The sequence below is a fragment of the Pontibacter sp. GD13 genome (assembly GCF_058216355.1).
In genome coordinates, this window is record NZ_JBYZMQ010000005.1 from 94,873 (window position 1) to 115,637 (window position 20,765).

At 48.3% G+C, this 20,765-nt stretch carries 15 protein-coding genes and 1 tRNA gene; 5 read left to right on the plus strand and 11 right to left on the minus strand.

Annotation, left to right across the window (positions count from 1 at the left end):
- Positions 1 to 37: 37 nt before the first annotated feature.
- Entirely contained in the window at positions 38 to 1,204 is a 1,167-nt protein-coding gene (locus AC4BAN_RS09200) for a hypothetical protein (RefSeq protein WP_490564105.1), read from the minus strand.
- Between the two features lie 23 nt (positions 1,205 to 1,227).
- Positions 1,228 to 3,798: a TonB-dependent receptor gene (locus tag AC4BAN_RS09205; RefSeq protein WP_490564106.1), complete on the minus strand. Its 2,571-nt coding sequence runs from the start codon at positions 3,796 to 3,798 to the stop codon at positions 1,228 to 1,230.
- Between the two features lie 1,092 nt (positions 3,799 to 4,890).
- Here AC4BAN_RS09205 and AC4BAN_RS09210 point away from each other — a divergent pair.
- From AC4BAN_RS09210 to AC4BAN_RS09220, 3 genes are all read left to right on the plus strand, one after another.
- Positions 4,891 to 8,193: a TonB-dependent receptor gene (locus AC4BAN_RS09210; RefSeq protein ID WP_490564107.1), complete on the plus strand. Its 3,303-nt coding sequence runs from the start codon at positions 4,891 to 4,893 to the stop codon at positions 8,191 to 8,193.
- A 271-nt stretch (positions 8,194 to 8,464) separates the two neighbouring features.
- Positions 8,465 to 8,538 (plus strand) — tRNA-Ala (locus tag AC4BAN_RS09215).
- 59 nt (positions 8,539 to 8,597) lie between these two features.
- Positions 8,598 to 8,831, plus strand: coding sequence for a GIY-YIG nuclease family protein (locus AC4BAN_RS09220; protein WP_490564231.1), 234 nt, complete (start codon positions 8,598 to 8,600; stop codon positions 8,829 to 8,831).
- A gap of 118 nt (positions 8,832 to 8,949) precedes the next feature.
- On the opposite strand, the gene cysK is transcribed toward AC4BAN_RS09220, so the two are convergent.
- The 4 genes from cysK to AC4BAN_RS09240 all read right to left on the minus strand — a co-directional run bounded on the left by cysK (position 8,950) and on the right by AC4BAN_RS09240 (position 11,918).
- Complete coding sequence (gene cysK / locus AC4BAN_RS09225; RefSeq protein WP_490564108.1) at positions 8,950 to 9,867, minus strand: cysteine synthase A; 918 nt, start codon at positions 9,865 to 9,867, stop codon at positions 8,950 to 8,952.
- A gap of 10 nt (positions 9,868 to 9,877) precedes the next feature.
- On the minus strand, positions 9,878 to 10,720 hold the full coding sequence (locus AC4BAN_RS09230) for a serine acetyltransferase (RefSeq protein ID WP_490564109.1): 843 nt from the start codon (positions 10,718 to 10,720) through the stop codon (positions 9,878 to 9,880).
- Between the two features lie 189 nt (positions 10,721 to 10,909).
- The gene (locus AC4BAN_RS09235) at positions 10,910 to 11,410 is read right to left on the minus strand and encodes a hypothetical protein (protein ID WP_490564110.1); all 501 of its coding nucleotides are present in this window, start codon (positions 11,408 to 11,410) and stop codon (positions 10,910 to 10,912) included.
- A 19-nt stretch (positions 11,411 to 11,429) separates the two neighbouring features.
- Positions 11,430 to 11,918: a hypothetical protein gene (locus AC4BAN_RS09240; RefSeq protein ID WP_490564111.1), complete on the minus strand. Its 489-nt coding sequence runs from the start codon at positions 11,916 to 11,918 to the stop codon at positions 11,430 to 11,432.
- A gap of 114 nt (positions 11,919 to 12,032) precedes the next feature.
- Here AC4BAN_RS09240 and AC4BAN_RS09245 point away from each other — a divergent pair, with 114 nt between their 5' ends.
- On the plus strand, positions 12,033 to 13,973 hold the full coding sequence (locus AC4BAN_RS09245; protein ID WP_490564112.1) for a peptidylprolyl isomerase: 1,941 nt from the start codon (positions 12,033 to 12,035) through the stop codon (positions 13,971 to 13,973).
- 109 nt (positions 13,974 to 14,082) lie between these two features.
- Here the strand turns inward: AC4BAN_RS09245 and AC4BAN_RS09250 are convergent, their stop codons facing one another.
- The 4 genes from AC4BAN_RS09250 to yidD form a co-directional block, all read right to left on the minus strand.
- On the minus strand, positions 14,083 to 14,745 hold the full coding sequence (locus tag AC4BAN_RS09250; RefSeq protein ID WP_490564113.1) for a thioredoxin family protein: 663 nt from the start codon (positions 14,743 to 14,745) through the stop codon (positions 14,083 to 14,085).
- Positions 14,746 to 15,247: 502 nt separating this feature from the next.
- On the minus strand, positions 15,248 to 16,177 hold the full coding sequence (locus tag AC4BAN_RS09255) for a DUF1684 domain-containing protein (RefSeq protein WP_490564114.1): 930 nt from the start codon (positions 16,175 to 16,177) through the stop codon (positions 15,248 to 15,250).
- A gap of 13 nt (positions 16,178 to 16,190) precedes the next feature.
- Positions 16,191 to 16,463: a hypothetical protein gene (locus AC4BAN_RS09260; protein ID WP_490564115.1), complete on the minus strand. Its 273-nt coding sequence runs from the start codon at positions 16,461 to 16,463 to the stop codon at positions 16,191 to 16,193.
- 159 nt (positions 16,464 to 16,622) lie between these two features.
- A complete protein-coding gene (yidD, locus tag AC4BAN_RS09265) occupies positions 16,623 to 16,844 on the minus strand; it encodes a membrane protein insertion efficiency factor YidD (RefSeq protein WP_490564116.1) in 222 nt (73 codons plus the stop codon).
- Positions 16,845 to 16,943: 99 nt separating this feature from the next.
- On the opposite strand from yidD, the gene AC4BAN_RS09270 reads away from it, so the two are divergent.
- The gene (locus AC4BAN_RS09270) at positions 16,944 to 19,274 is read left to right on the plus strand and encodes a S46 family peptidase (RefSeq protein WP_490564117.1); all 2,331 of its coding nucleotides are present in this window, start codon (positions 16,944 to 16,946) and stop codon (positions 19,272 to 19,274) included.
- A 78-nt stretch (positions 19,275 to 19,352) separates the two neighbouring features.
- Here the strand turns inward: AC4BAN_RS09270 and AC4BAN_RS09275 are convergent, their stop codons facing one another.
- A complete protein-coding gene (locus AC4BAN_RS09275; protein WP_490564118.1) occupies positions 19,353 to 20,753 on the minus strand; it encodes a RagB/SusD family nutrient uptake outer membrane protein in 1,401 nt (466 codons plus the stop codon).
- Positions 20,754 to 20,765 lie beyond the last annotated feature (12 nt).

Below are 20,765 nucleotides of genomic sequence, written 5' to 3' on the forward strand. Positions count from 1 at the left end.
TAATACCGGGAGGCGCTTTTGTAATGTATGAGGAAAACTATTCGCCTTCTTTCGGTACCTCATAGTTTCCGTTCTCCCTTCGGATAAGGTTCAGCTGAATCAACCCTGCTGGATAGGTGTCAAAAGTAACGGTGTATTTCTGACCTGTCTCGGCATTCGGGAACTTATACTTCAGCAACTCACTCATAGCCACAATCAAATCTTCGTTTGTCCAGGAGAAGGTGTTAAAGTTACCGTACTTTGCCAGGTTAGCTCTGTTGGCCTCTGTGCTGATATTTGCCTGACCTGCAACCCAGGCATAATCTGCCGCAACCAGTTTGTAAGCCACACTTAGGTCAGCAACCCACTCAGTACCTTTTTTCTTGAACTTGATGACTGATTTCTGTGTCAGGTCATTCTCTACCTTTACCCATCTTGTGCCGTTGTAGGTCATGGCCATCACGCTCTGCAATGTGGTTTTGCCGTTATAATAGGCATAGCTCACATACTTCACATCACCCATCTGATACCCTACGCTGCTCTCACGCAGAAAATTGTTAAAGTGGTCTGCCAGCACATCGTCATCGGCAGTAGTAAAGTTATTGAAACGGTTACGACCTACCTTTGTATAATCAGCTTCAGTCACATGGTAAGCATCCATCCACATGCCATTAGTGAAGTAGTAAGAGTCAGTAACCGTAGATGACCGTGGCTCAGCACTTCCATTATACCAGGTATAAGTTAAAACCGCCAAAGTGCCTTCTACAGCAGCCGGATACTTTGCCTGCAGGAATGTGATCACCTGAGAGTCTTTATCGAAATTGCTGAATCTGGCGCCGCCTAAGTCATAATCTGCCTGCTCTGTGAGCGCAAACTTTTCTACAGCGTTTACCTTGTTACCACCGAACTTGAACGTAAGCATGTTGTAAGTAATGGCAGCCTTAGTGCCGTCTCCTACTTGCGGATAGTTCTTGTTTAGGATGGCAGGGATTAACTCCCCAGCCTGGCTTTCGCTGCCGAAGTAGTAGTTTTTAGCCACATAAGCCGGTGCTGTGGCCTTCCCCTTATAGAACTCATAATCTTTTGTAGCCAGTTCCGCTTTGATATCGGCTTTGTACTCGCTCGATATTTGTTCGTCTAACTCATTGTACACATCCTCCATGGGGTCACAAGCCGTTAAGGACAAGGCCGCGAAAGAAGCTACTACATATATATACTTTTTCATCTTATTTCTTCTTTTCTGCTCGATTAGAAATTGATTTTCAGACCAGTTGTCCAGGTTCTGCCCGTACCAAAGAATACAGTTGATGCGATAGGGTCACCGTTCTTATCATCGTCCAGTCTGGTGTCGCCGTTCTGCGCATCAGAGATATAGGCTGTGTCCAGCACGTTGTTAACATTGGCATATAGTGAGGCATGCATGCCTGCTACCTTAAACTTGAACACAGCGTTCAGGTCTAATAAAGAGTAAGTCGGCACTTCCCATACTTTAATGCCCGGCTCTCTTAGTGTAGTAGGGTCGAACTGTGCGAAGAAATCAGTGTAGTAGTTATAGTCCATACCGATCTTCAGCTCATCCACAACCTTGTAACTGATACCAAGTGCAGCTGTAGTTTGCGCGGCATCACCTACTTTCAAACCTTTCATGTACATAGGGCCGAAAGACTCCGACTCTGTTCTGTCTTCGTTGAACACGGTGATCTCATCCAGGTTGTTGGTCCAGGTCCAGTCGCCTACCGAGGCCATACCCCTGATGTTCAGTTTCGTAGTTGGCTGGTAGCTAAAGTCCACCTCAACACCCTGGTGCAGGGCATCAACACCTAACAGGTTTGCAAAGAAAAGCTCGCCACTCTGTCCGGTAATGGCTCTGGTAAACGACCTGTCTTTCCAGCTGGTACGGTACAGGTTCACGTTACCGTTCAGTTTTCCGGTTCTGTATCCGTATCCTAACTCGTAGCTTAGAATTTTCTCGTTCACAGCATCCTTGTTCACGATGTTCTGGTTGTTTAGGAATACCGCGTTGAAGAATGGAGCCTTTTCGAAGTAACCGATGTTTGCGAACACGTTGTGGTTCTCAGTCAGGTTGTAGTTGGCGCCACCTTTAGCCTGGTAACCGAAGAAATTCTGGAAATCTGTTTCCTGATTTCCTTTTTCATACAGAAAATAGTCAATGCGCTTGTAAGATGTGTTTGAAGCAGCCAGGGAAACAAAAGCTGACAATGTACCATCTGTGTATTCACCCTGCAGGAATCCGCCTTCCCAAAGCACAAGTCCATCATTATAGTAGCTGATCTTGTCGCCTACTTCAGCCCTGTTGTTAGGCTTGTTCACGTTGGAGTTATCTAATACATAATCAGCTCCCAACAGATCGGTTACTTCAGTAAAGTGTGAACCGCGGTAGTAACGCAGGTCAAGGCCACCCAGGATATTAAAGTTAGCATTCAGGCTTTTCTGGTACGTAGAAAGCGCGCCATACCACTTGTGGTCGTTTCTGGAGGCTCGTAAGTAAGCCCTGGCGTGCCCGTCTGTAGACTCTGTGTTCAGGTCAACGATTCTGTCCAGGTCATAGGGTGAGTACTGGTCTCCGGTGCGCACAGTATCCAGCAGGATAGAGCGATCAGTACCGTAACCACCACCACCACCGGTTCCGATAGAGGCATAGATAGCTGTCGATAAGAAAGAGGTCTCATCAATGGTCCAGTAGTGGTTCAGGGAAACCTGTGGCTTGTGGTAGAAGTTATCCTCTACGTTCACTACCTCGCCGTTTTTCACGCCCCAGTCAGCGTTCCATTTCAGGCCTTGCGGCGCATTTCTGTATTCCTGTATGTACTGGCGGTTCTGGCGCTGCCCGTGACGCTGCGGGGCTCCAAAGCCTGTCAGGGAGATGGTGTGCTTGTCGTTGATAAGCTTAGAAACGTTGAAGAAATAGTTATAAGCCTCGAACTGAAGTCCTTCGGCCCAGCCGTTTCCTTCGGTCTTAGATCCGGCCGCGGTAAATGCCCATCCTTCTTCTGTTAAACCTGTCGAGTATGAGAAGCCTACTTTGTTGTAGCCATCGTTACCGATGCCGTAAAAGAGAGATCCCCCTTTGGTAGCGTCGGTTGTTTTGGTGATGATGTTGATCGTACCTCCGATAGAAGGCACAGCCACTTTAGAGGCACCCAAACCTCTTTGCACCTGCATCGACTTGGTTACGTCTGTTAAACCAGCCCAGTTAGACCAGTAAACACTTCCGTTTTCCATGTCGTTAACCGGCACACCGTTAATCATAACGGCTACGTTCTGGCTCTGGAAACCACGCAGGTTAATTCTGGAGTCGCCGAAACCGCCACCTTGTTTGGTAGCATATACCCCTGGGGTAGATTTTAGTAGCTCCGGGAATTCCTGGTTCGAGGCTTTTTCCGAAATAACCTCACTAGTAATAGTAGACATGGCTACGGGTGTCTCTCTGTCGATGGCGTAACTGTTGGTTGTGATCAGTACTTCATTGATAGACGTTACATTCGGAGCCAATAAAATTGTCCCTAAATTTTTAACCCCATTAACACCACTAAGGGCTACCTCCTTTTGGATGTAGCCAACATAATTCACTAAAATAGCCGCCGCCGTAGCATCGTCTACTTTCAACGAGAAGGTTCCATCCCCGGATGCAGGGACAGCTTGGTTTGTGCCTTTCAGGATGACGGTTGCTCCGGGTAAGGGCTCTTTTGTTGTCGCATCAACGATCTTACCTTTTACAGTCCCTTGCGCAAACAAATCCGCCGGTGCTAAGCTCGTACACAGCATCAGCAGGAATAGACTGAGTAAATTGTACTTCATCTTATTTACTATTAGTGATTGGTTGGTTGATTAAATTCGGGACGAAGATACAACCTCCTAAGAGTAAAGCACAATACTTCGTATTAAAAAAGAATAAAAACCGATGCAAGTTTTTAACAATAAGATAAATTGCAAAATCACATAATTGTTCGCATTTACAACAATATCAGACATTTGCAAACTCACCCCACACCTCACCACCTATACACCACTTCCAAAAAGTACAATTTAAAACATCACAATAGTATAGAAATAAATTTGTATTTAAGAAAGCTTTATAGAAACAAAACGTATTCCGTATAGCTCCACACAAGTTCAATAAACCCCTGATACCAGGTTTAAATAACTATATCTGCATAAAAATACTGGACAAAAACGTGTTAGCTACTTTTGCAATATAGGAACATGCTATGTTATAAGTCATTGTCAAAAAAAGCTGTATTTCAACATTAAACATATAGTTTAAACGTGAAATAATTAGCTCTTTTTTCTTTTAATATTCCAGAATACAAATTAAATACTTCAATTAAATCCTATTCATGCTTTTGTGTGTTGTTGAATTTATTATACTCCTGTTTCCTGCACCAGTCTTATACTTCGAGCGAACAAGCTTTGCAAAGTAGTAGCAGTTTTTTTGAGCAAGGGCTATTGCCCTGCAATTAGGGGCCATGCAAGTCGTGCTGCAGTTGAAATAAAAAGCCTATAATCCAGCACCTGCCTGACTTACACCCACTTAACACTAGACAGGAACAGAGGGAATATCCTAAAACAGCAAAGAAGCACTTTGGTTGAATAATACAATTTAATTTTATGGCGCTTATTTCTCACAAACTACCCTGCAAACATTCGGGCACACAAATATACTGTAGCCCGATCCAGTTATATGCTACTATATCAGCATAACCCTCAACGCGGATTAATTTTTTTATAGTATCCATAAATTACTTATTACCAAATGATAACACAGAGGTTTGCATAGTGAATTTGCTTAAACGGGTACATAAGTATCAGGTAATAAATAAATAATATAGAAGGTGCTTGAAATGTGAAATCCGCCACTTACTTTTGCGATCAAAATCAACCAACCCTTTTATGAAAAACTTTTATAGTGCATTATGTTTCGCTCTGGCGATGGTAATGACGGTTCATTCCAGCTGGGCACAAGGGGTCACAACCTCTATGATGACCGGTATTGTAACAGACGCCAAAGGAGAAAGTCTTCCAGGGGCTACAGTTGTTGCAGTACACACTCCTTCCGGTACCCAATATGGTACAGCAACATCTGCAGATGGGCGCTTTAACTTGCTTAACATGCGCGTAGGCGGCCCTTACACAGTTACAGTGTCATACCTGGGTTTTCAGGCACAGCGTATTGATAATGTTACACTGAAACTGGCAGAACCTTTCGTGCTTAACCCTAAGCTTAGCGAATCGGGCACTGCTCTGCAGGAAGTGGTTGTAACAGGCACAAAAGATCGTTTGCTGAATGCTGAAAGAAGCGGGGCTATTACAAACGTAAGTTCCCGCGAGATTCAGGCATTGCCAACCATCAGCCGTAGCCTGAACGACTTTACACGCTTAACGCCACAGGCTAATGGCACATCAGTGGGCGGCGGTAACTACCGCCAGAACCAGATCACTGTAGACGGAGCTGACTTTAATAACAACTTCGGCATCGGCTCAAACCTGCCTGCAGGCGGTTCACCCATTTCGCTCGATGCCATTGAAGAAATTTCCGTAAACGTGACGCCTTACGACATCCGTCAGTCAGGATTCATCGGAAGCTCTGTGAATGCTATTACCAAATCCGGTACCAACGCTTTCTCCGGTTCGCTTTATACCTATTTCAGAAACCAGAACCAGCAAGGCAAAATGGTTGGCCCTTACGACCTGAAGGAAATGGGCTTGCGCCAGGACATGCAGTTCAACCAGTATGGTGTTAGAATCGGAGGTCCTATTTTGAAGAACAAATTATTCTTCTTCCTGAACGCTGAGACAGAAGAGCAAACAAGACCGGGACAGAACATGGTGGCTGCTACGCCAGCTGCTCCTTTCGGAAGCTCTCCTAACATCAGCCGCCCAACAGCAGCAGAACTGGATGCCATCAGCCAATACCTGCTGAATACATACGGTTACGAAACTGGCCCTTACCAGGGATATGACTTTGCCAGCGAGAAAACAAAGTTTCTTGCCCGCTTAGACTGGAACATTAACAAGAACAACAGGTTCAATGTACGTTACAGCCAGGTAGAAAGCAAAGACCCTAGCTTTGTAAGCACCTCCCGTAGCCCATTCACAGGTTTTAGTTTCGGTGCTGGCCGCAGAGATCCCAATGCATTGCATTTTAAGAACTCTAACTACTATACAGAAGCTAACTTCTACTCCCTTGCTGCCGAGTTAAACTCTACCTTGTTCGGTAAGTTTGCCAACACTTTCAGAGCAACTTACACCAAGCAGAACGACCCACGCAGCTCTGACAGCTCTCCATTCCCATTTGTAGATATCCTGAAAGACGGACAGCCATTTACTTCTTTTGGTTATGAGCCTTTCTCTTACGGCAACCTGCGCGATGTGGAAATGTACTCTGTACTGAACAACTTCGGCTGGACAACAGGCAAACACAGCTTCACGGTGGGTGCGCAGGCTGATTTCAGCGAGACCAACAACGGCTTCCAGCGTTTTGCCACCAGCTACTATACCTTTGCCTCGTGGAACGACTTTGTGACCGGAGCGAAGCCTACGGATTTTGGCTTAACCTATTCCCTGCTTCCTGATTTTAAGCAGGCCTTCCCTAGCTTTAAGTTTGCGCAGTATTCTGCCTATGGTCAGGATGAGTTTTCTTTAAATAAGAAGTTAAAACTGACTGCAGGCTTGCGCCTAGACTTAGCTACCTACCCAGAGGCGCTTTCCACGCACCCGCTTATCGCCGACCTTGATTTTGCAAATGGCGAGAAGATAAACACGGCAAACCTTCCGAAGTCTGCCTTGATGTGGTCCCCGCGCTTTGGCTTTAACTACGATGTGAAAGGCGACCGCTCTTTACAGCTTCGCGGCGGAACTGGTGTGTTTACGGGTAAGGTTCCTTATGTATGGATCGTGAGCCAGGCAGGTGATGCCGGTATGCTGCAGGTAACCCAAACTTTTGACAAAGGGAACACTCCGGGCCCATTCAATCCAGACCCTACTGCTTACCGTCCTGACTCCCCGCCTGCTGCCGGCACAGTTATCCCAAGCACCATCTCTGCTATCTCTGAGAACTTCAGAATGCCACAGACCTGGAAAAGCAGCCTGGCGATCGATGCACAGCTTCCTTGGGGTATCGTAGGTTCATTAGAAGGCGTTTACAACAAAGACCTGAACACAGCAATTTTCAGAAACGCCAACCTGGTAGACCCACAGCCATTAAACGTTGCCGGATATCCTGACAACAGATTGATCTACCCAAGCGGCAACCAGGATAAGTTTATCAACCCACTGATAGGTGGCAAGGCAGTTGCAAACGGAACTCCTAAAGGTGGTGCTTTTAACGCAATCGTGTTAGACAACGCCTCCAAAGGTTACTACTGGTCACTTACAGCCAAATTAGACAAGCAGTTCAGCAACGGCTTCTTCGCTTCTGTGGCTTATGCCAAAAGCCAGGCACAAAACCTGTACGATGGTAGCGGCGACCAGCCTTTGTCCGCCTTCCAGAGCACAGCCACTGTAAACGGCTCTAACAACCCGACACTTGGTTATGCCGGCTATGTGGTTCCTGATCGTTTGATCGCTTCACTTTCTTACCGCAAGGAGTTCTTTAACCACCTGGGTACAACAGTGTCTGTATTCTACGAGGGTTCTACACAAGGCAGATTCTCTTATACTTACTCACGCGACATCAACCGCGACGGTGCCAATGCTGACCTGATCTACATTCCGAAAGACGCTTCAGAAATTACTTTTGCGCCATTAACTGTAGGTAGCATCACGTATACTCCGCAGCAGCAAAGCGACATGTTCTTCCGTTACATTGAGCAGGACAACTACCTGAGGTCAAGAAAAGGAGAGTATGCTGAGCGTAACGGCGCGATGTTGCCTTGGAGAAATCAGGTAGACTTTAAGTTCTTGCAGGACCTGTTCATCAATGTTGGTGGCAAGCGCAACACCATTCAGTTCAGCTGGGATGTGTTTAACGTAGGTAACCTGATCAACAACAACTGGGGACTAGTAAAGACGGTTAACGCTCCTTCTATCTTAGTACCTACGAATGAGACTGCATTAACACCCGGAGGAACTACTGTACCTACTTTCAGACTTGCTACTGACAGAGGTATACCGGTTACCACTACCTTCCGCGATGTTATCAGCTTATCATCTACTTATTACATGCAGTTTGGTCTGCGTTATATCTTTAACTAAGCTTAACCACAGCTTAAACTTTGAAAGGGGCAGCCAGGGCTGCCCCTTTTTCTTTTAATAAATTATTCTGCGCTATTTTGCTTTTAAAAAAAATCCACTACTTTTGTGTCACTCTTCCGAGGCTGGTTACTTCAATGAACTAGCGCATTCCGAAACAGTTCGGGCATGTGGCGGAAAGAGTTCTAAAATATGGGGGATTAGCTCAGCTGGCTAGAGCGTCCCGAAGAAATTCGGGAAGGTCAGCGGTTCTCATCCGCAAGTTCTTAAAAATGGGGGATTAGCTCAGCTGGCTAGAGCGCTTGCATGGCATGCAAGAGGTCATCGGTTCGACTCCGATATTCTCCACAGAAGGCAACCGATAAGGTTGCCTTTTTTGTTTTTGCATCCTGCCTTGTTACACTTACATCCTGTACTCAGAGAAAACAAACCGGTATTACGTTGGCAGCTGCGAAAGTATGGAAACGCGCCTGGCCCAGCATAATGCGGGCAGGAGCAAGTCCACTAAGAGCGGAATACCGTGGCACTTGAAACATTCCGAAGCGTTTGAAACCAGAGCGGAGGCTGTCAGGCGCGAACGCGCAATCAAAGGGATGAAAAGCAGAAAATACCTGGAGCACCTGATCCGTTCTGCTGGCTAGACTGTCCCGAACAAATTCGGGAAGGTCATCGGTTCAACTCCGACATTCTCCACTAAAAAAGCCCCTGCAGTAACAAACTGCAGGGGCTTTTTTTAAATCAATTCCGCCCAGGACTTTACTACACAAAAAGGTCCTCCACAGACAGGTAGCGTTCACCTGTATCGTAACAGAAGGTCAGTATTTTAGAGCCCTTCGGCAAGCCTTCGGCAACCTTCTGGCTTACGGCAGCCAAAGAGGCCCCCGAGGATACACCAATAAAGATCCCCTCCTCCCGGGCGGCGCGGCGGGTATAGTCAAAAGCATCCGCCCGCTCCACCTGAATGACTCCGTCCAGCAGTGCGGTATCCATTATTTTTGGGATAAAGCCAGCGCCAATTCCCTGGATAGGGTGCGGCCCGGGCTGTCCTCCACTTAATACGGAAGAGGCAGCAGGTTCTACAGCAAACACCTTAAGGTTCGGAAACTTTCCTTTCAGCACCTTTGTAACACCTGTAATATGCCCCCCGGTGCCAACGCCGGTGATCATGTAATCCACACCCTCCGGAAAATCTTCCAATATCTCCTGCGCGGTGGTATCAATATGCACCTGTACGTTTGCCTCGTTGTCGAACTGCATGGGCATCCAGGCATGCTCATCGGCCTCCGCCAGCTCTTTGGCCCTGTCGATGGCCCCTTTCATTCCCTTTTCGCGGGGAGTAAGCTCGAGTTTTGCACCATAAGCCGTCATAAGCCGCCTCCTTTCTACCGACATAGACTCTGGCATTACCAGGATCAGGTTGTACCCCTTTACGGCAGCCACCATGGCCAGGCCGACTCCTGTGTTCCCGGAGGTAGGCTCTATTATCACACTGTCTTCGTTCAGTAAGCCTTTGCGTTCGGCGTCCTCAACCATGGCAAGGGCTATCCTGTCTTTTATACTTCCGCCCGGGTTGCTGCGCTCCAGCTTCATCCAAACTTCTACTTCCGTGTCGAATAACTTGTTAATACGCACATGAGGTGTGTTCCCGATAGTGCCCAATATGGTGTTCGCTTTCATTTGCTCTTTATTAAATTGAAAAATTCAGTACATCTACTGGGTCCGAGGCCTGTCTGACTTTTATCTGAGGCCGGTGATACACCCTGGAGAAGGGCGGCACGCTCTCCGTCAGCCAAACATTGCCTCCTATTATGCTTTCTTTCCCCACCACGGTCTTACCTCCCAGGATGGTGGCCCCTGCATAAATAACTACGTGGTCTTCGATGGTGGGATGGCGTTTGGTGTTCACCAAAGCTTTCTCTACACTGACGGCGCCCAAAGTTACCCCCTGGTAAATCTTTACATTGTTTCCAATAACAGCTGTTTCCCCGATAACAATTCCGGTACCGTGATCGATGCAGAAAGCGTTACCGACCTGGGCTTTCGGGTGTATGTCTACACCAGTTCTGGCATGGGCATATTCAGAAAGCACGCGCGGCAAAAGCGGCACCTTGATCTGGCAAAGGAGGTGCGCCACCCGGTACACCGCCACAGCATAAAACCCGGGATAGGTACGTATAACTTCCTCCATGCCGGCTGAGGCTGGGTCCCCGGAATCGATGGCAGCCGCATCGGTGATCAATTGGTTGTAAATGTGCGGTAACTCTTCAAAGAAGAGTTCAACAATCGTCGCTGGAGAGGCCGGAAGACGCTCCCGTAACTTTTCCAGCAAAATTTCCAGGTCTGTTGCCAGCTGGTTCATGTACCCCTGTACTTCAGACTCACTTTGAAACTTTTGCTCCGACAGCGGTGGAAAAAGCAGTTGCAGAAGGCCATCAATAAAAGCGCAGCTCAATGATCTGGGTACCACATGCGTCGCGTTCAGGTGTTTAGAAGCCAGGTGCGCTATAAAATCTCTGTTTCCAAAAGTCATAATTTCAACCTCTTCAGGTTTATATTAACTTCATACTTCAGAATAAGTTTGAGCAGCATAAAAAAAGCGCCCCCGGCAAAAAAAACCGGAGGCGCTACATGTATCTTTTAGGGGTGAGTTATTACTCTCAGTTAATTATAAATAGTCTTCCTTTGTTACGGAATTTCTCTAAACTAATCTCAGAGGAGATTATCCCTGTAAGGCAGGTCTGGCCAAATTGGGTTGCACACCATTCACGATGATGCCTTTTTCCAAGGCAGCCAGATGTATACTTCTGGCTACATGCAGGGCTACTTCAGGCTGTTGTATATTGCCTAATCGCATCTTTACACGTGTAGCTGCCGTAAGCTGAAACACGATGGCATGCTTCTCAATTTGCAAAGCTTGTACATCCTGCCAAAAAATCACCCGCTCCTTAGCAAATACAGCTAACCTGTAGCTGATCCGTTCGGGTGTTACTGAAAAATAAGCGTCTTTAAAAACAATCTTGTTAGAGCCGACAAGCCCCCACCCAAAGCCGATAACCAAAAGCAACCCACTGGCTATAGCCCAACTCATCCGGAAAGAATCCTGAAAGAACAACTCCCTGCATAAGGCATAGGCGCCTCCAGCCGTTAGCAAAACACCTGCAATAAGCACAAACTGTTTCGTTTGCTGTAACTGCTTCCGGGAATATAAACTTACGTACATGCGCCACTTTTACTTAATGTCAGGACAAGATAATATTTTTCCTGACAACTACCATTTTAATTCGCTCTTTAATCTGATTCAGCACTTTCTCATCCTGAATATGTTCGAGGCTGATTAAATGTACTTCTTCATTTTTTAGCACAAAAACAATATTCAATAGTTCCAATTTAACTGCATCAACCTCCTCCCATTCAAATTCATTTGTAAGCCGGATAAAATTAGTGCGGTAACTAACGCCCTCCTCGGTTAGGGTCAGGTGCCTGCGGCTTTGCGGCTTTCCTGCCAGCCAGGCACTGAAGAGAAAGTAAGCCGGCACAAGTATACTGCCTGATACCAGAACAATTATATTTGTGGCATATGCCTGTGAAACAACCAGGAATAGTATAAGGCTTATTTGCACCGCACTGGTCAGCAGCGCCAAAAGTATCAGTCTCCGTTCCGCAGCAGACGTGTCGGTATAAGCGCCGGGGGACAATAAAACACTGGTTTCCTGCATGGGTCTGAGCAAATTGTCTTTCTAAAAATAGCGAATTCCGTAGAAATTGCCAAACCCCGCTTTCACACTTCTGCCCCTGTCTGTAAATGTTTTTGCTTATATTGAAGCCAAACAAGACATCGCCCCATGAAAAAACTTTTCCCTTTAGTACTGCTGGTTCTGGCCTTTGCGGCCTGTCAGCAACTGCCACAGCAAAGCCCGAAAACAGCGGTTAACAAGTTCTCAGACGCCGGCATCCAGAAGATATACACGCTGCAGGATAAGCGCAACACCCCGGAACTACTGCCCTACCTGCACGACACCAATCCGATTTACAGGAAAGAGGCTGCCCTGGCTTTTGCCTCGGTACAGGATTCCCTGGCTATTCCAGACCTGCTGGGCATGCTGACTGACACTGTCGCGGATATACGCAAAGCCGCTGCTTATTCGCTGGGCCAGATTGGAAATAAAACCGCTGAGGCAGGTATCATACAGCATCTAACGCGGGAAACGAAGCCTGCTGTGCAGGCCGCGCTGCTGGAGGCCTTAGGAAAGGTTTCTACCCCCAATGGGGTTTCTTACCTGGCAGCCTACAAGGCTCCTAACCCTATTGCCATGGGCGGACAGGCCTGGGGTATTTACCGTGCCGGGTTAAGGCAACAGTACTCGCCCGAAACAGTTGCGCAGGCTGTAAAGTTTTTAGCCATGGGTAATCCGGATGAGGCCAGGTTGGCTGCAGCCCACTTTCTGGCCCGCACACCCAAACTCGACCTTAGCGCCTACAAACAGGCAATTTTAAAGGCCGCCTCCGCGGATAGCTCTCCTGAGGTGCGTATGGCTGCCGTGCAGGCGCTCAGCAAAGTAAAAGCGTACGACAAAGCCGCTTTCTTATCAAAGATTGCCCAAAGCGATCCTGATTACCGGGTGCGGTTAAGCGCTATCAGAAGCATGGCTGGCCTGGAGTTCGGCCAGATCAAGTCGGCCATACTTGCCACATTACAGGATAAGAACATTAACACAGCTGTTGCTACAGCAGAATTTCTGCAAGCCAATAGCGCTGGCGTGGATGTGGCGCCCTTGCTGGAACTAATGCCCCGGATACAGGATGCGCGGGTGCGTGGCAACCTCATCTGGGTTATTCTGCATAACAGCTCCCCCCAGTCAAGAACCTTCCTGAATACCCGTTACCAACAGCAATACCAGCATGCCCGCACACCTTACGAGAAAGCGCAGCTGCTTAAAGGGCTGGCCGGCGATGTGGAGAATTACAAATTTATAGCCGACGAGGTAATGGCCGCCGAGCACCCTGCTATTGCCACAAGTGGCATGGAGGCGCTGATCAACATGCGCCAGCAAGCCGATTTCCCCAAGAAGCTGGAAGGTGATTTCGCTGACATATTTAAAAGAGGCATCAACTCAGGCGATGTGGCGCTGGTAGGCATGGCCGCGGCAGCCATTCGCGAGCCAAAGTTAAACCTGCGTAGCCAATACCGCGACTTCAGTTTTCTGGCGCAGGCGCAACAAAAACTGCAGTTGCCCCGCGACATGGAAACTAACATTGAGCTGCAAAAGACGATTGATTTCCTGGACGGTAAAAAGGAAAGCCTGATCCCTGCAAACCCCTTCACGCACCCCATTGACTGGACGCTGGTAGAAACAATTCCGGTAGGCCAGCAGGTGCTTCTGAAAACCCAGAAGGGCACCATTGTGTTGCAGCTGTTCGTGGAGGATGCCCCCGGTTCTGTCGCTAATTTCGTGGAGCTTACCCGGCAGGGCTTTTTCGATAACTTATACTTTCATCGGGTAGTGCCTAACTTTGTGGCGCAGGGCGGCGATAAGCGCGGCGATGGCTGGGGCAGTTCCGATTACGCGATCCGATCGGAGTTTGCCCCCCTGCATTACCTGGAAGGCTATGTAGGAATGGCCTCGGCTGGCAAAGACACAGAGAGCAACCAATGGTTTATTACCCACTCCCCTACTCCGCACCTCGATGGCCGCTACACTATCTTTGCCAAAGTTATTGATGGCATGGAGGTCGTGCATGAGTTAGAGGTAGGAGACAAGATACTGGACGTGACACTTAAGTAAATTCGAAGGGTAAAACTGCCATACCGCACATCCTTCTCAACAAAAAAAGAGGCAGTACTTTGGTACTGCCTCTTTTTTTGTTGAGAAGGATGTGAGCGTGTTGTTTAGTTTAGGAACATCTTTCTACCAGTTGCTCCTCCAGGGTAACCAGCTTGCCCCAAGAAGGCAGCAACTGCTTAAATTCCTGCTGCAACGTATGGCTGCGGTCCTTTGCATACCAGCTGTGCAACTGCTCAGCCATTTCCGGAAAAGGAACCTGATCTTTTCTGGCTTGCAATACCAGCTGCTGCGCCGGTTCCGGACGCGGACCCCAGGTGCCGCGTACCTCAAGCGTATCAGCGTCTAAAACGATCAGTTTAGGAATCGAGCGGCCCCCGTTTGTTAGATAAGCATCCATCAGCGCCGGGTGCTCATCCCGGAGCAGCAATTTAACCTCTATCAGCGGTGAAGCGTCTGCTATTTTCACAATAGCGGGCACATTTTGCGCAGCATCGCCACACCAGGCCTCTGTTAAAATCACCCACACCATTCTGGTCTGCAAACTAAGCATGGCCTCAATAATTCCATCCTCCAGCACGGTGGTTTTTTCCACGCGGCGCATGCGCTGCATGTTCATGCGCGTGTAGGCCACCATGCTCTCGGAGTGGTCGGCGCCTGTCGTTTTGTTTGCTGCAAGAAGCGTGTCTATCAACTCACGGTACTGGGTATAAGACATCGCTTTTTCCAGGTGTTCAGGTGTGATGGGTGTGGGATTCATGGGTTGGTCAATCATAAGTTCAATCTTTGATTTTAAATCTTATTATATATACTGTTCAATATATTCGGAAGTTCACTATACTAGGTGCTAGCCTTACTTCTGATTGCTTTCAAACTACATGGCAAAAAGTTTTTCTGCTTGTATAAAATAACGTGATTCCTCCTATAATCTAAAGCCTGAAGGGCAAAATTGATTCCCTGTGGCCTTTCCTGGAAGTAGGTTGCTACTATATAACAGCAACAAAGCCCCTTGGTTTTTAAATGGTGGAAGAGGCAAGTATGACCTATCGTTGGTAGTGGTCATGAAGAAAGCAGTGTTTTCTACACCGCTTAAAGCAGAAGAAAGGCAACGGGAAAAGCAGTGCAAGCAATATTCTTGCAGTGCTTAACACAAAGATACAAATTTTATCGGTAAAGTGCAAATATTTTCCCACCGTACTTACCACTCGAGTATATAAAAAGCTTGTGATAGGCAGTTTAGATGTAGAAAATATTGGCTTAGGCAACCAGGGAGAACATTAGTGCCCCATTTCGTAAGCCTTTTCTCCGGCGGTTACTTTCAGGGGCAGAAAGTTCTGTTTTGGGGGGAGCGGGCAGGTAGCAAAACCCGTAAAAGCGCAGGGTGGGTTATAGGCCTTGTTAAAGTCGATCATGGTGCGGCCATCTACTCCCGGCTTAGGTATGTACAGGTAGCGCCCTGAGCCGTAGGTTGCTGTGCCATTTGTTTGATCAGCAAAAATAAGAAAGAGTTCATCGCCTTCCTCCAGGGCATCGAGCCGGTGCTGGCGGCCATTTAAGGTAAATACCACTGCACCTGGAGAAGGCTCCTGCGATGTTTGCCCCAGCACGTTGGTGATGGGTATTTGCTTGGGCAGAGGGTTCTGTTCCAGTCTTGCCTCAAGGTTCCAGGCCGGCTGTACAGGATAGCGCTGTATACCTTTAAAAGCAGTCCGCGCCTCGCTTTCACCATCCCAAAGCCTGATGCCATACTTATCTCCGCGCCTGATCACCACCCACTGTAAAGGGCCATGCTGCATCTGGGGGGCTTGCTCCATTTCGGGCGAATAGACCACTGCCTGTTGTGGTACAGCCTCTCCGTTCAGGGTAATTGCTGCCCCATCCTTTACGGTTAGCCGCACCTGATCTCCTTCAAGTATAAAGCTCCCTGCCTGGGCCGCTATTTTACCATCCGGAAAAACAATCTTATTATTTTTTGAACTGCCAAATCGATTATCGCCTGGCTCCAGCCAGTAAAGTCCGGCCAAAGCCAGCCAGCTGTCATCTTTCTGAAGGTTTTCCTCCCGCTCGTGGTGCCACTGGTCAATACGAGCCACATAGGTAGGGTCTGCTTCGCTATGGTCGGCTTCAGGCTCTTGCTGGGGGGCGTGAGAACATGCGCTGAGCAGCAGCATGGCAGCAGCGATGGAAAACAAACCTACTCTTTTCATAGACTACAGGACTCTATTCTTTTACCGGGCTGATCTGGATGATGTGATCCTCTACTACTTTCGCCAGCATGGTGGCTGCAAGCTTTTTATAAGCCGCTTCCATGAGGTTGGGTTCATCATAAATGAACAGGTGGTAACATGCCGTATCTGCTCCCTTCACAAAAACATACAAATTATACAGCTTTTGATTGAAAAAACTCAGTTGGGTAGTTTCGAGGTAAAGTATATCCTTCAGATTAATACTGGTGCTGGATGAGGTTTTGGGCCCCTGAATATTACTGATCATATATGCCTACAGTTTAATATATAAAAAACACAGGCTGTTCCCTAAAGCGGGCATTCTACATGCAGTTTAAGGAATATTTTTTTAACACTGCCTTTTCAGCCATCATTTTTTTGCAATGCACCCAGAGTTCCTGTTTAAATTAACCTGTTTTCTTGTACGTTACTCTATAGGATCATAGCCACTCCCTCCCCAGGGGTGGCAGCGGCCAATGCGCTTCAGGGCCATCCAGCCGCCCTTTAACGGGCCATACTTGTTTACAGCCAGCACGGCATACTGCGAGCATGTGGGGGTGTAGCGGCAAGATGCCGGCGTTAGGGGCGATACCATATGCTGGTAAATCCAGATAAAGGCCAACACAACTTTTTTAAGAATCCAGGTCATGGTAAGGTTTTTGCACCGCTTTAAAGATGCCTAACATCTGTTAGGAGCTGCAATATTTTATTAAATTTGCATTAGTTTAACTCATCTTAACAAATATTCATGCTAAAAAGAATCCTTTCACTGCTACTTTTAGTCTCGCTGAGCGCGCCATTTGCCGCCAAAGCCGACGAGGGTATGTGGCTGCCGATGCTCATCAAACGTCTGAACTACACAGACATGCAAAAAAAAGGCCTCCAGCTAACTGCCGAAGAAATCTATTCTGTAAACAACTCCAGCCTAAAGGACGCCATTGTGCAGTTCGGTGGCTTTTGTACAGGCGAGTTCATTTCTCCCGAGGGGTTGCTGCTTACCAACCACCACTGCGGGTTTGGTTCCATCCAGTCGCATTCTACGCCTGAGCATGACTACCTGACCGATGGTTTCTGGGCCACCTCCAAAGACAAGGAGCTTCCGAACGAAGGCCTGTTTGTAGATATCCTGCACCATATGGACGATGTAACGGCCAAAGTATTGGAAGGTATTGACAGCAAAACCCCGGAGCAGGAACGCAGCCAGCTGGTTGCGCAGCGCATGCAGGCCCTTGCCAAAGAGGCGTCAGAAAACGGCAAGTATGTGACCTATGTGCGCGATTTTTACAATGGCAATGAGTTCTACCTTTTTGTTTACAACCGTTACAGCGATGTGCGCCTGGTAGGAGCCCCGCCGCAGTCCGTTGGTAAGTTTGGTGGCGATACGGATAACTGGATGTGGCCGCGCCATACCGGCGACTTCTCGATGTTCCGGGTATACATGGCGCCAGACGGCTCTCCGGCCGCATACAGCAAAAACAACGTGCCGTTTAAGCCAAAGCACCACCTTCCGATCAACATCGCCGACAAGGAGCCAGGCGACTTCTCCATGGTTTTCGGCTTTCCGGGCCGTACCAAGCGTTTCATGACCTCGCATGGCTTACAGCTGGAAGTTAACCAACTGAACAAATCGCGTATAAAACTGCGAAACGACAAGCTGAACCTGTGGAAAGCGGACATGGATAAGGATGCCGCGACACGCATCAAGTATGCATCGAAGTATGCCTCTACCGCTAACTACTACAAATACTCTATTGGCCAGAACGAAGGCATCAAGCGCATGCGCACCATTGAGGGCAAGCTGGTTGACGAGGACAAGTTCCAGAACTGGGCAAACGCCGATGCAACCCGCAAAGGCACGTACGGCGCCGTGTTAAGCGACATCAGCGATGCCTATGCCAACATCGAAACGTATAACCTGGGCAACATTTACCTCAACGAAGCTGTGCTGGGCACCGAATCTTTGTTGATGGCTTACCGCATGGCGCCGCTTTACAACGCTCTAAAGGCTGGCAACGACGCCGCGGTTAAAAAAGCCGTGGAGGATTTGCAGCCCCGTGTAGAGGCCTTTTTCAAAGACTACTACATGCCGGTTGACAAAAAGGTGTTTGCGGCCATGATGAAGTACTATTACAACGACATCGCCAAAGACCAGCAGCCAGAGGCTTTCAAGAGCATGGTGAAGAAGTATAACGGCAATTTCGATAAGCTTGCCGATTATGTGTACGCCAACTCGGTGGTAACCACAGAGCAGAAGCTGAACGATTTCCTGAAGAACCCGACGCAGAAAAAACTGGAGAACGACCCGGCTTTCCAGCTCGTGAACGGCATCATCGATAATTATAGAAACAACATCGCCCCTAAACTGGCAGAGAGCAATGCCAAGCTGGACAGAGCTAACCGCCTGTACGTTGCCGGTCTTCGCCAGATGAACCCGGACAAGGTGTTTTACCCGGATGCCAACTCTACGTTGCGCCTGAGCTACGGTGCCGTAAAAGACTACAGCCCACAGGATGGTGTGTTTTACAACTACTACACTACCCTGGATGGTGTTATGGCCAAGGAAGACCCTAATAACGAGGAGTTTGTTGTGCCGGCCAAGTTAAAGCAACTGTACCAGGCGAAAGACTTCGGCCGATACGCCAATTCTAAAGGCGAACTGGTGACAGACTTCATCACTGACAACGACATAACGGGTGGTAATTCTGGCTCTCCGGTGATAAACGGCAGAGGCGAGTTGATCGGCCTTGCCTTTGACGGCAACTGGGAAGCCATGACAGGCGACCTGGTGTACGACCCGGACTACAAGCGTTGCATTAACATGGATACCCGTTACCTGTTGTTCCTGATCGACAAATTCGCGGGCGCCCAAAACCTGATCAACGAGATGACGATCGTGGATACCAACAGCCCGGGTGCAGGCGATGCGGCCCAGGCTGCCGCCACGCCGCAAACACCGCAGGGAGAACTGCTGGATGCCACCATGAAGGAAGCCAATGAGAAGCTTCGTGCCGGTAAAACAGAGTTCAAGATCGAGAAGAAGAAAGGCGACGCGAAAGTGAAGCTGCAAGTAAAAGACTAAGCATTTGCATAGTCAGTAAAAAAGCTGCCCGGCCTTAAAAGGCAGGGCAGCTTTTTTTTATGCATTTAACATATAGCGTTAATAACCTGGGTTCTGCTCCACATTCGGGTTTACATCTATTTCACGTTGGGGTATTGGGAAGGCAATCAGGTTACTTCCGAAAGGCACCGTGCAATTTGTGTTTCCCGGGCAGTCGCTGCCCTGTCGCACTAAGTCTCTGCCCAACCTGAAGATGTCGAAATAACGGTGGCCTTCAAACGCTAACTCAAGCCTGCGCTGCACCAGAATCTCTTCCAGCAGGTCGGAGGGAGGAGGTGATATCGGGGCCAGTCCCGCTCGCGTTCGTATCGCATTCAAATCCTCCACAGCAGCGTCGTAGTTGCCCAGCTTGGCATTCGCCTCTGCACGGTTCAGAATCACCTCTGACAGGCGCAGGATAATGGGAGCGCCCAAACCAGGTATACCGGCCAGCCCTGGGTACTTGAATGCAAAATCATCTGTTTCTGAACCCTTGGTTTCTGTCCTGATAATGCCGCGGCGCACATCGTTGGCAGGATACAGATTGATAATCTCATCCGTCGGACGCGCATCGCCGTAGCCTGTCGGGATAAAAATATTCCCCAGGTTATCCGACCCCCTGTTTTCATCAGATTCAAAAGCCAGCTGGAAAATAGCCTCCGAAGAACCATACGAGCCGAAAGAGGCCACGTAGTTGCTTTGGGGAATCAGGCTGAAGGGGTCTAAGGATGGATCGTTGGCCGCTTCCACAGCTTTAGCATTGTTACCTTGGTAAAGGTACACCCTCGATAACAACCCGGCAGCCGCAGCTTTTGTAATACGCTGCGGTATTAGATCCTGGCTGGTACTCAACAGCTCCTGTGCTTTGGTTAAGTCCTCTATTACCTGAGTGTAAACCGCTGCTACCGTAGCGCGTGGAGGAGTGCCCACTTCTGTTTTCAACACAATGGGAACACCTAGTGTAGCACCGCTCTGATTGATATAGGGCTGGCCAAAGAACCTGACAAGGTCAAAATGCACCAATGCCCTCACTGCATACGCCTCCCCCAGTAGCTGATCCCGCTCTTCCTGGGTTCCGCCCTCTACGCCATCAATGGCGTTGATGATGTTGTTGGCGCGGGCAATTATACTGTAGCCTTGGTTCCAGAAACCTTCCAGATTGCCATTATTCACAGTAAAGTTAAAATCCCTGAATGCCAGATACCTGTTTGAGTTTCTGATGGCGATAAACATGTTATCGGAGGCAACCTCAGGAATCACTATAAAGTCGCGCCCGTAATAATTTATACTTTGCAGGCCATCGTACATACCGAACACAGCCGTTTTCAGATCCGCAAAGGTGGCCAGTGCCTCATCATCGCTTAACGACAGCTGGGGCTCTATATCCAGCTTATCGTTGCAAGCCGATGTAGTTAAGCCCAGGGCAACCGTGAGTATGGAATAATACAGATACTTTTTCATTTTCGTAGTTAT

Excerpts from the sequence above, each read along its gene's own strand:
- AC4BAN_RS09200 (WP_490564105.1), bottom strand. The coding sequence starts at position 1,204 with ATGAAAAAGTATATATATGTAGTAGCTTCTTTCGCGGCCTTGTCCTTA.
- AC4BAN_RS09205 (WP_490564106.1), bottom strand. The coding sequence starts at position 3,798 with ATGAAGTACAATTTACTCAGTCTATTCCTGCTGATGCTGTGTACGAGC.
- AC4BAN_RS09210 (WP_490564107.1), top strand. The coding sequence starts at position 4,891 with ATGAAAAACTTTTATAGTGCATTATGTTTCGCTCTGGCGATGGTAATG.
- cysK (WP_490564108.1), bottom strand. The coding sequence starts at position 9,867 with ATGAAAGCGAACACCATATTGGGCACTATCGGGAACACACCTCATGTG.
- AC4BAN_RS09230 (WP_490564109.1), bottom strand. The coding sequence starts at position 10,720 with ATGACTTTTGGAAACAGAGATTTTATAGCGCACCTGGCTTCTAAACAC.
- AC4BAN_RS09235 (WP_490564110.1), bottom strand. The coding sequence starts at position 11,410 with ATGTACGTAAGTTTATATTCCCGGAAGCAGTTACAGCAAACGAAACAG.
- AC4BAN_RS09245 (WP_490564112.1), top strand. The coding sequence starts at position 12,033 with ATGAAAAAACTTTTCCCTTTAGTACTGCTGGTTCTGGCCTTTGCGGCC.
- AC4BAN_RS09250 (WP_490564113.1), bottom strand. The coding sequence starts at position 14,745 with ATGATTGACCAACCCATGAATCCCACACCCATCACACCTGAACACCTG.
- AC4BAN_RS09255 (WP_490564114.1), bottom strand. The coding sequence starts at position 16,177 with ATGAAAAGAGTAGGTTTGTTTTCCATCGCTGCTGCCATGCTGCTGCTC.
- AC4BAN_RS09260 (WP_490564115.1), bottom strand. The coding sequence starts at position 16,463 with ATGATCAGTAATATTCAGGGGCCCAAAACCTCATCCAGCACCAGTATT.
- yidD (WP_490564116.1), bottom strand. The coding sequence starts at position 16,844 with ATGACCTGGATTCTTAAAAAAGTTGTGTTGGCCTTTATCTGGATTTAC.
- AC4BAN_RS09270 (WP_490564117.1), top strand. The coding sequence starts at position 16,944 with ATGCTAAAAAGAATCCTTTCACTGCTACTTTTAGTCTCGCTGAGCGCG.
- AC4BAN_RS09275 (WP_490564118.1), bottom strand. The coding sequence starts at position 20,753 with ATGAAAAAGTATCTGTATTATTCCATACTCACGGTTGCCCTGGGCTTA.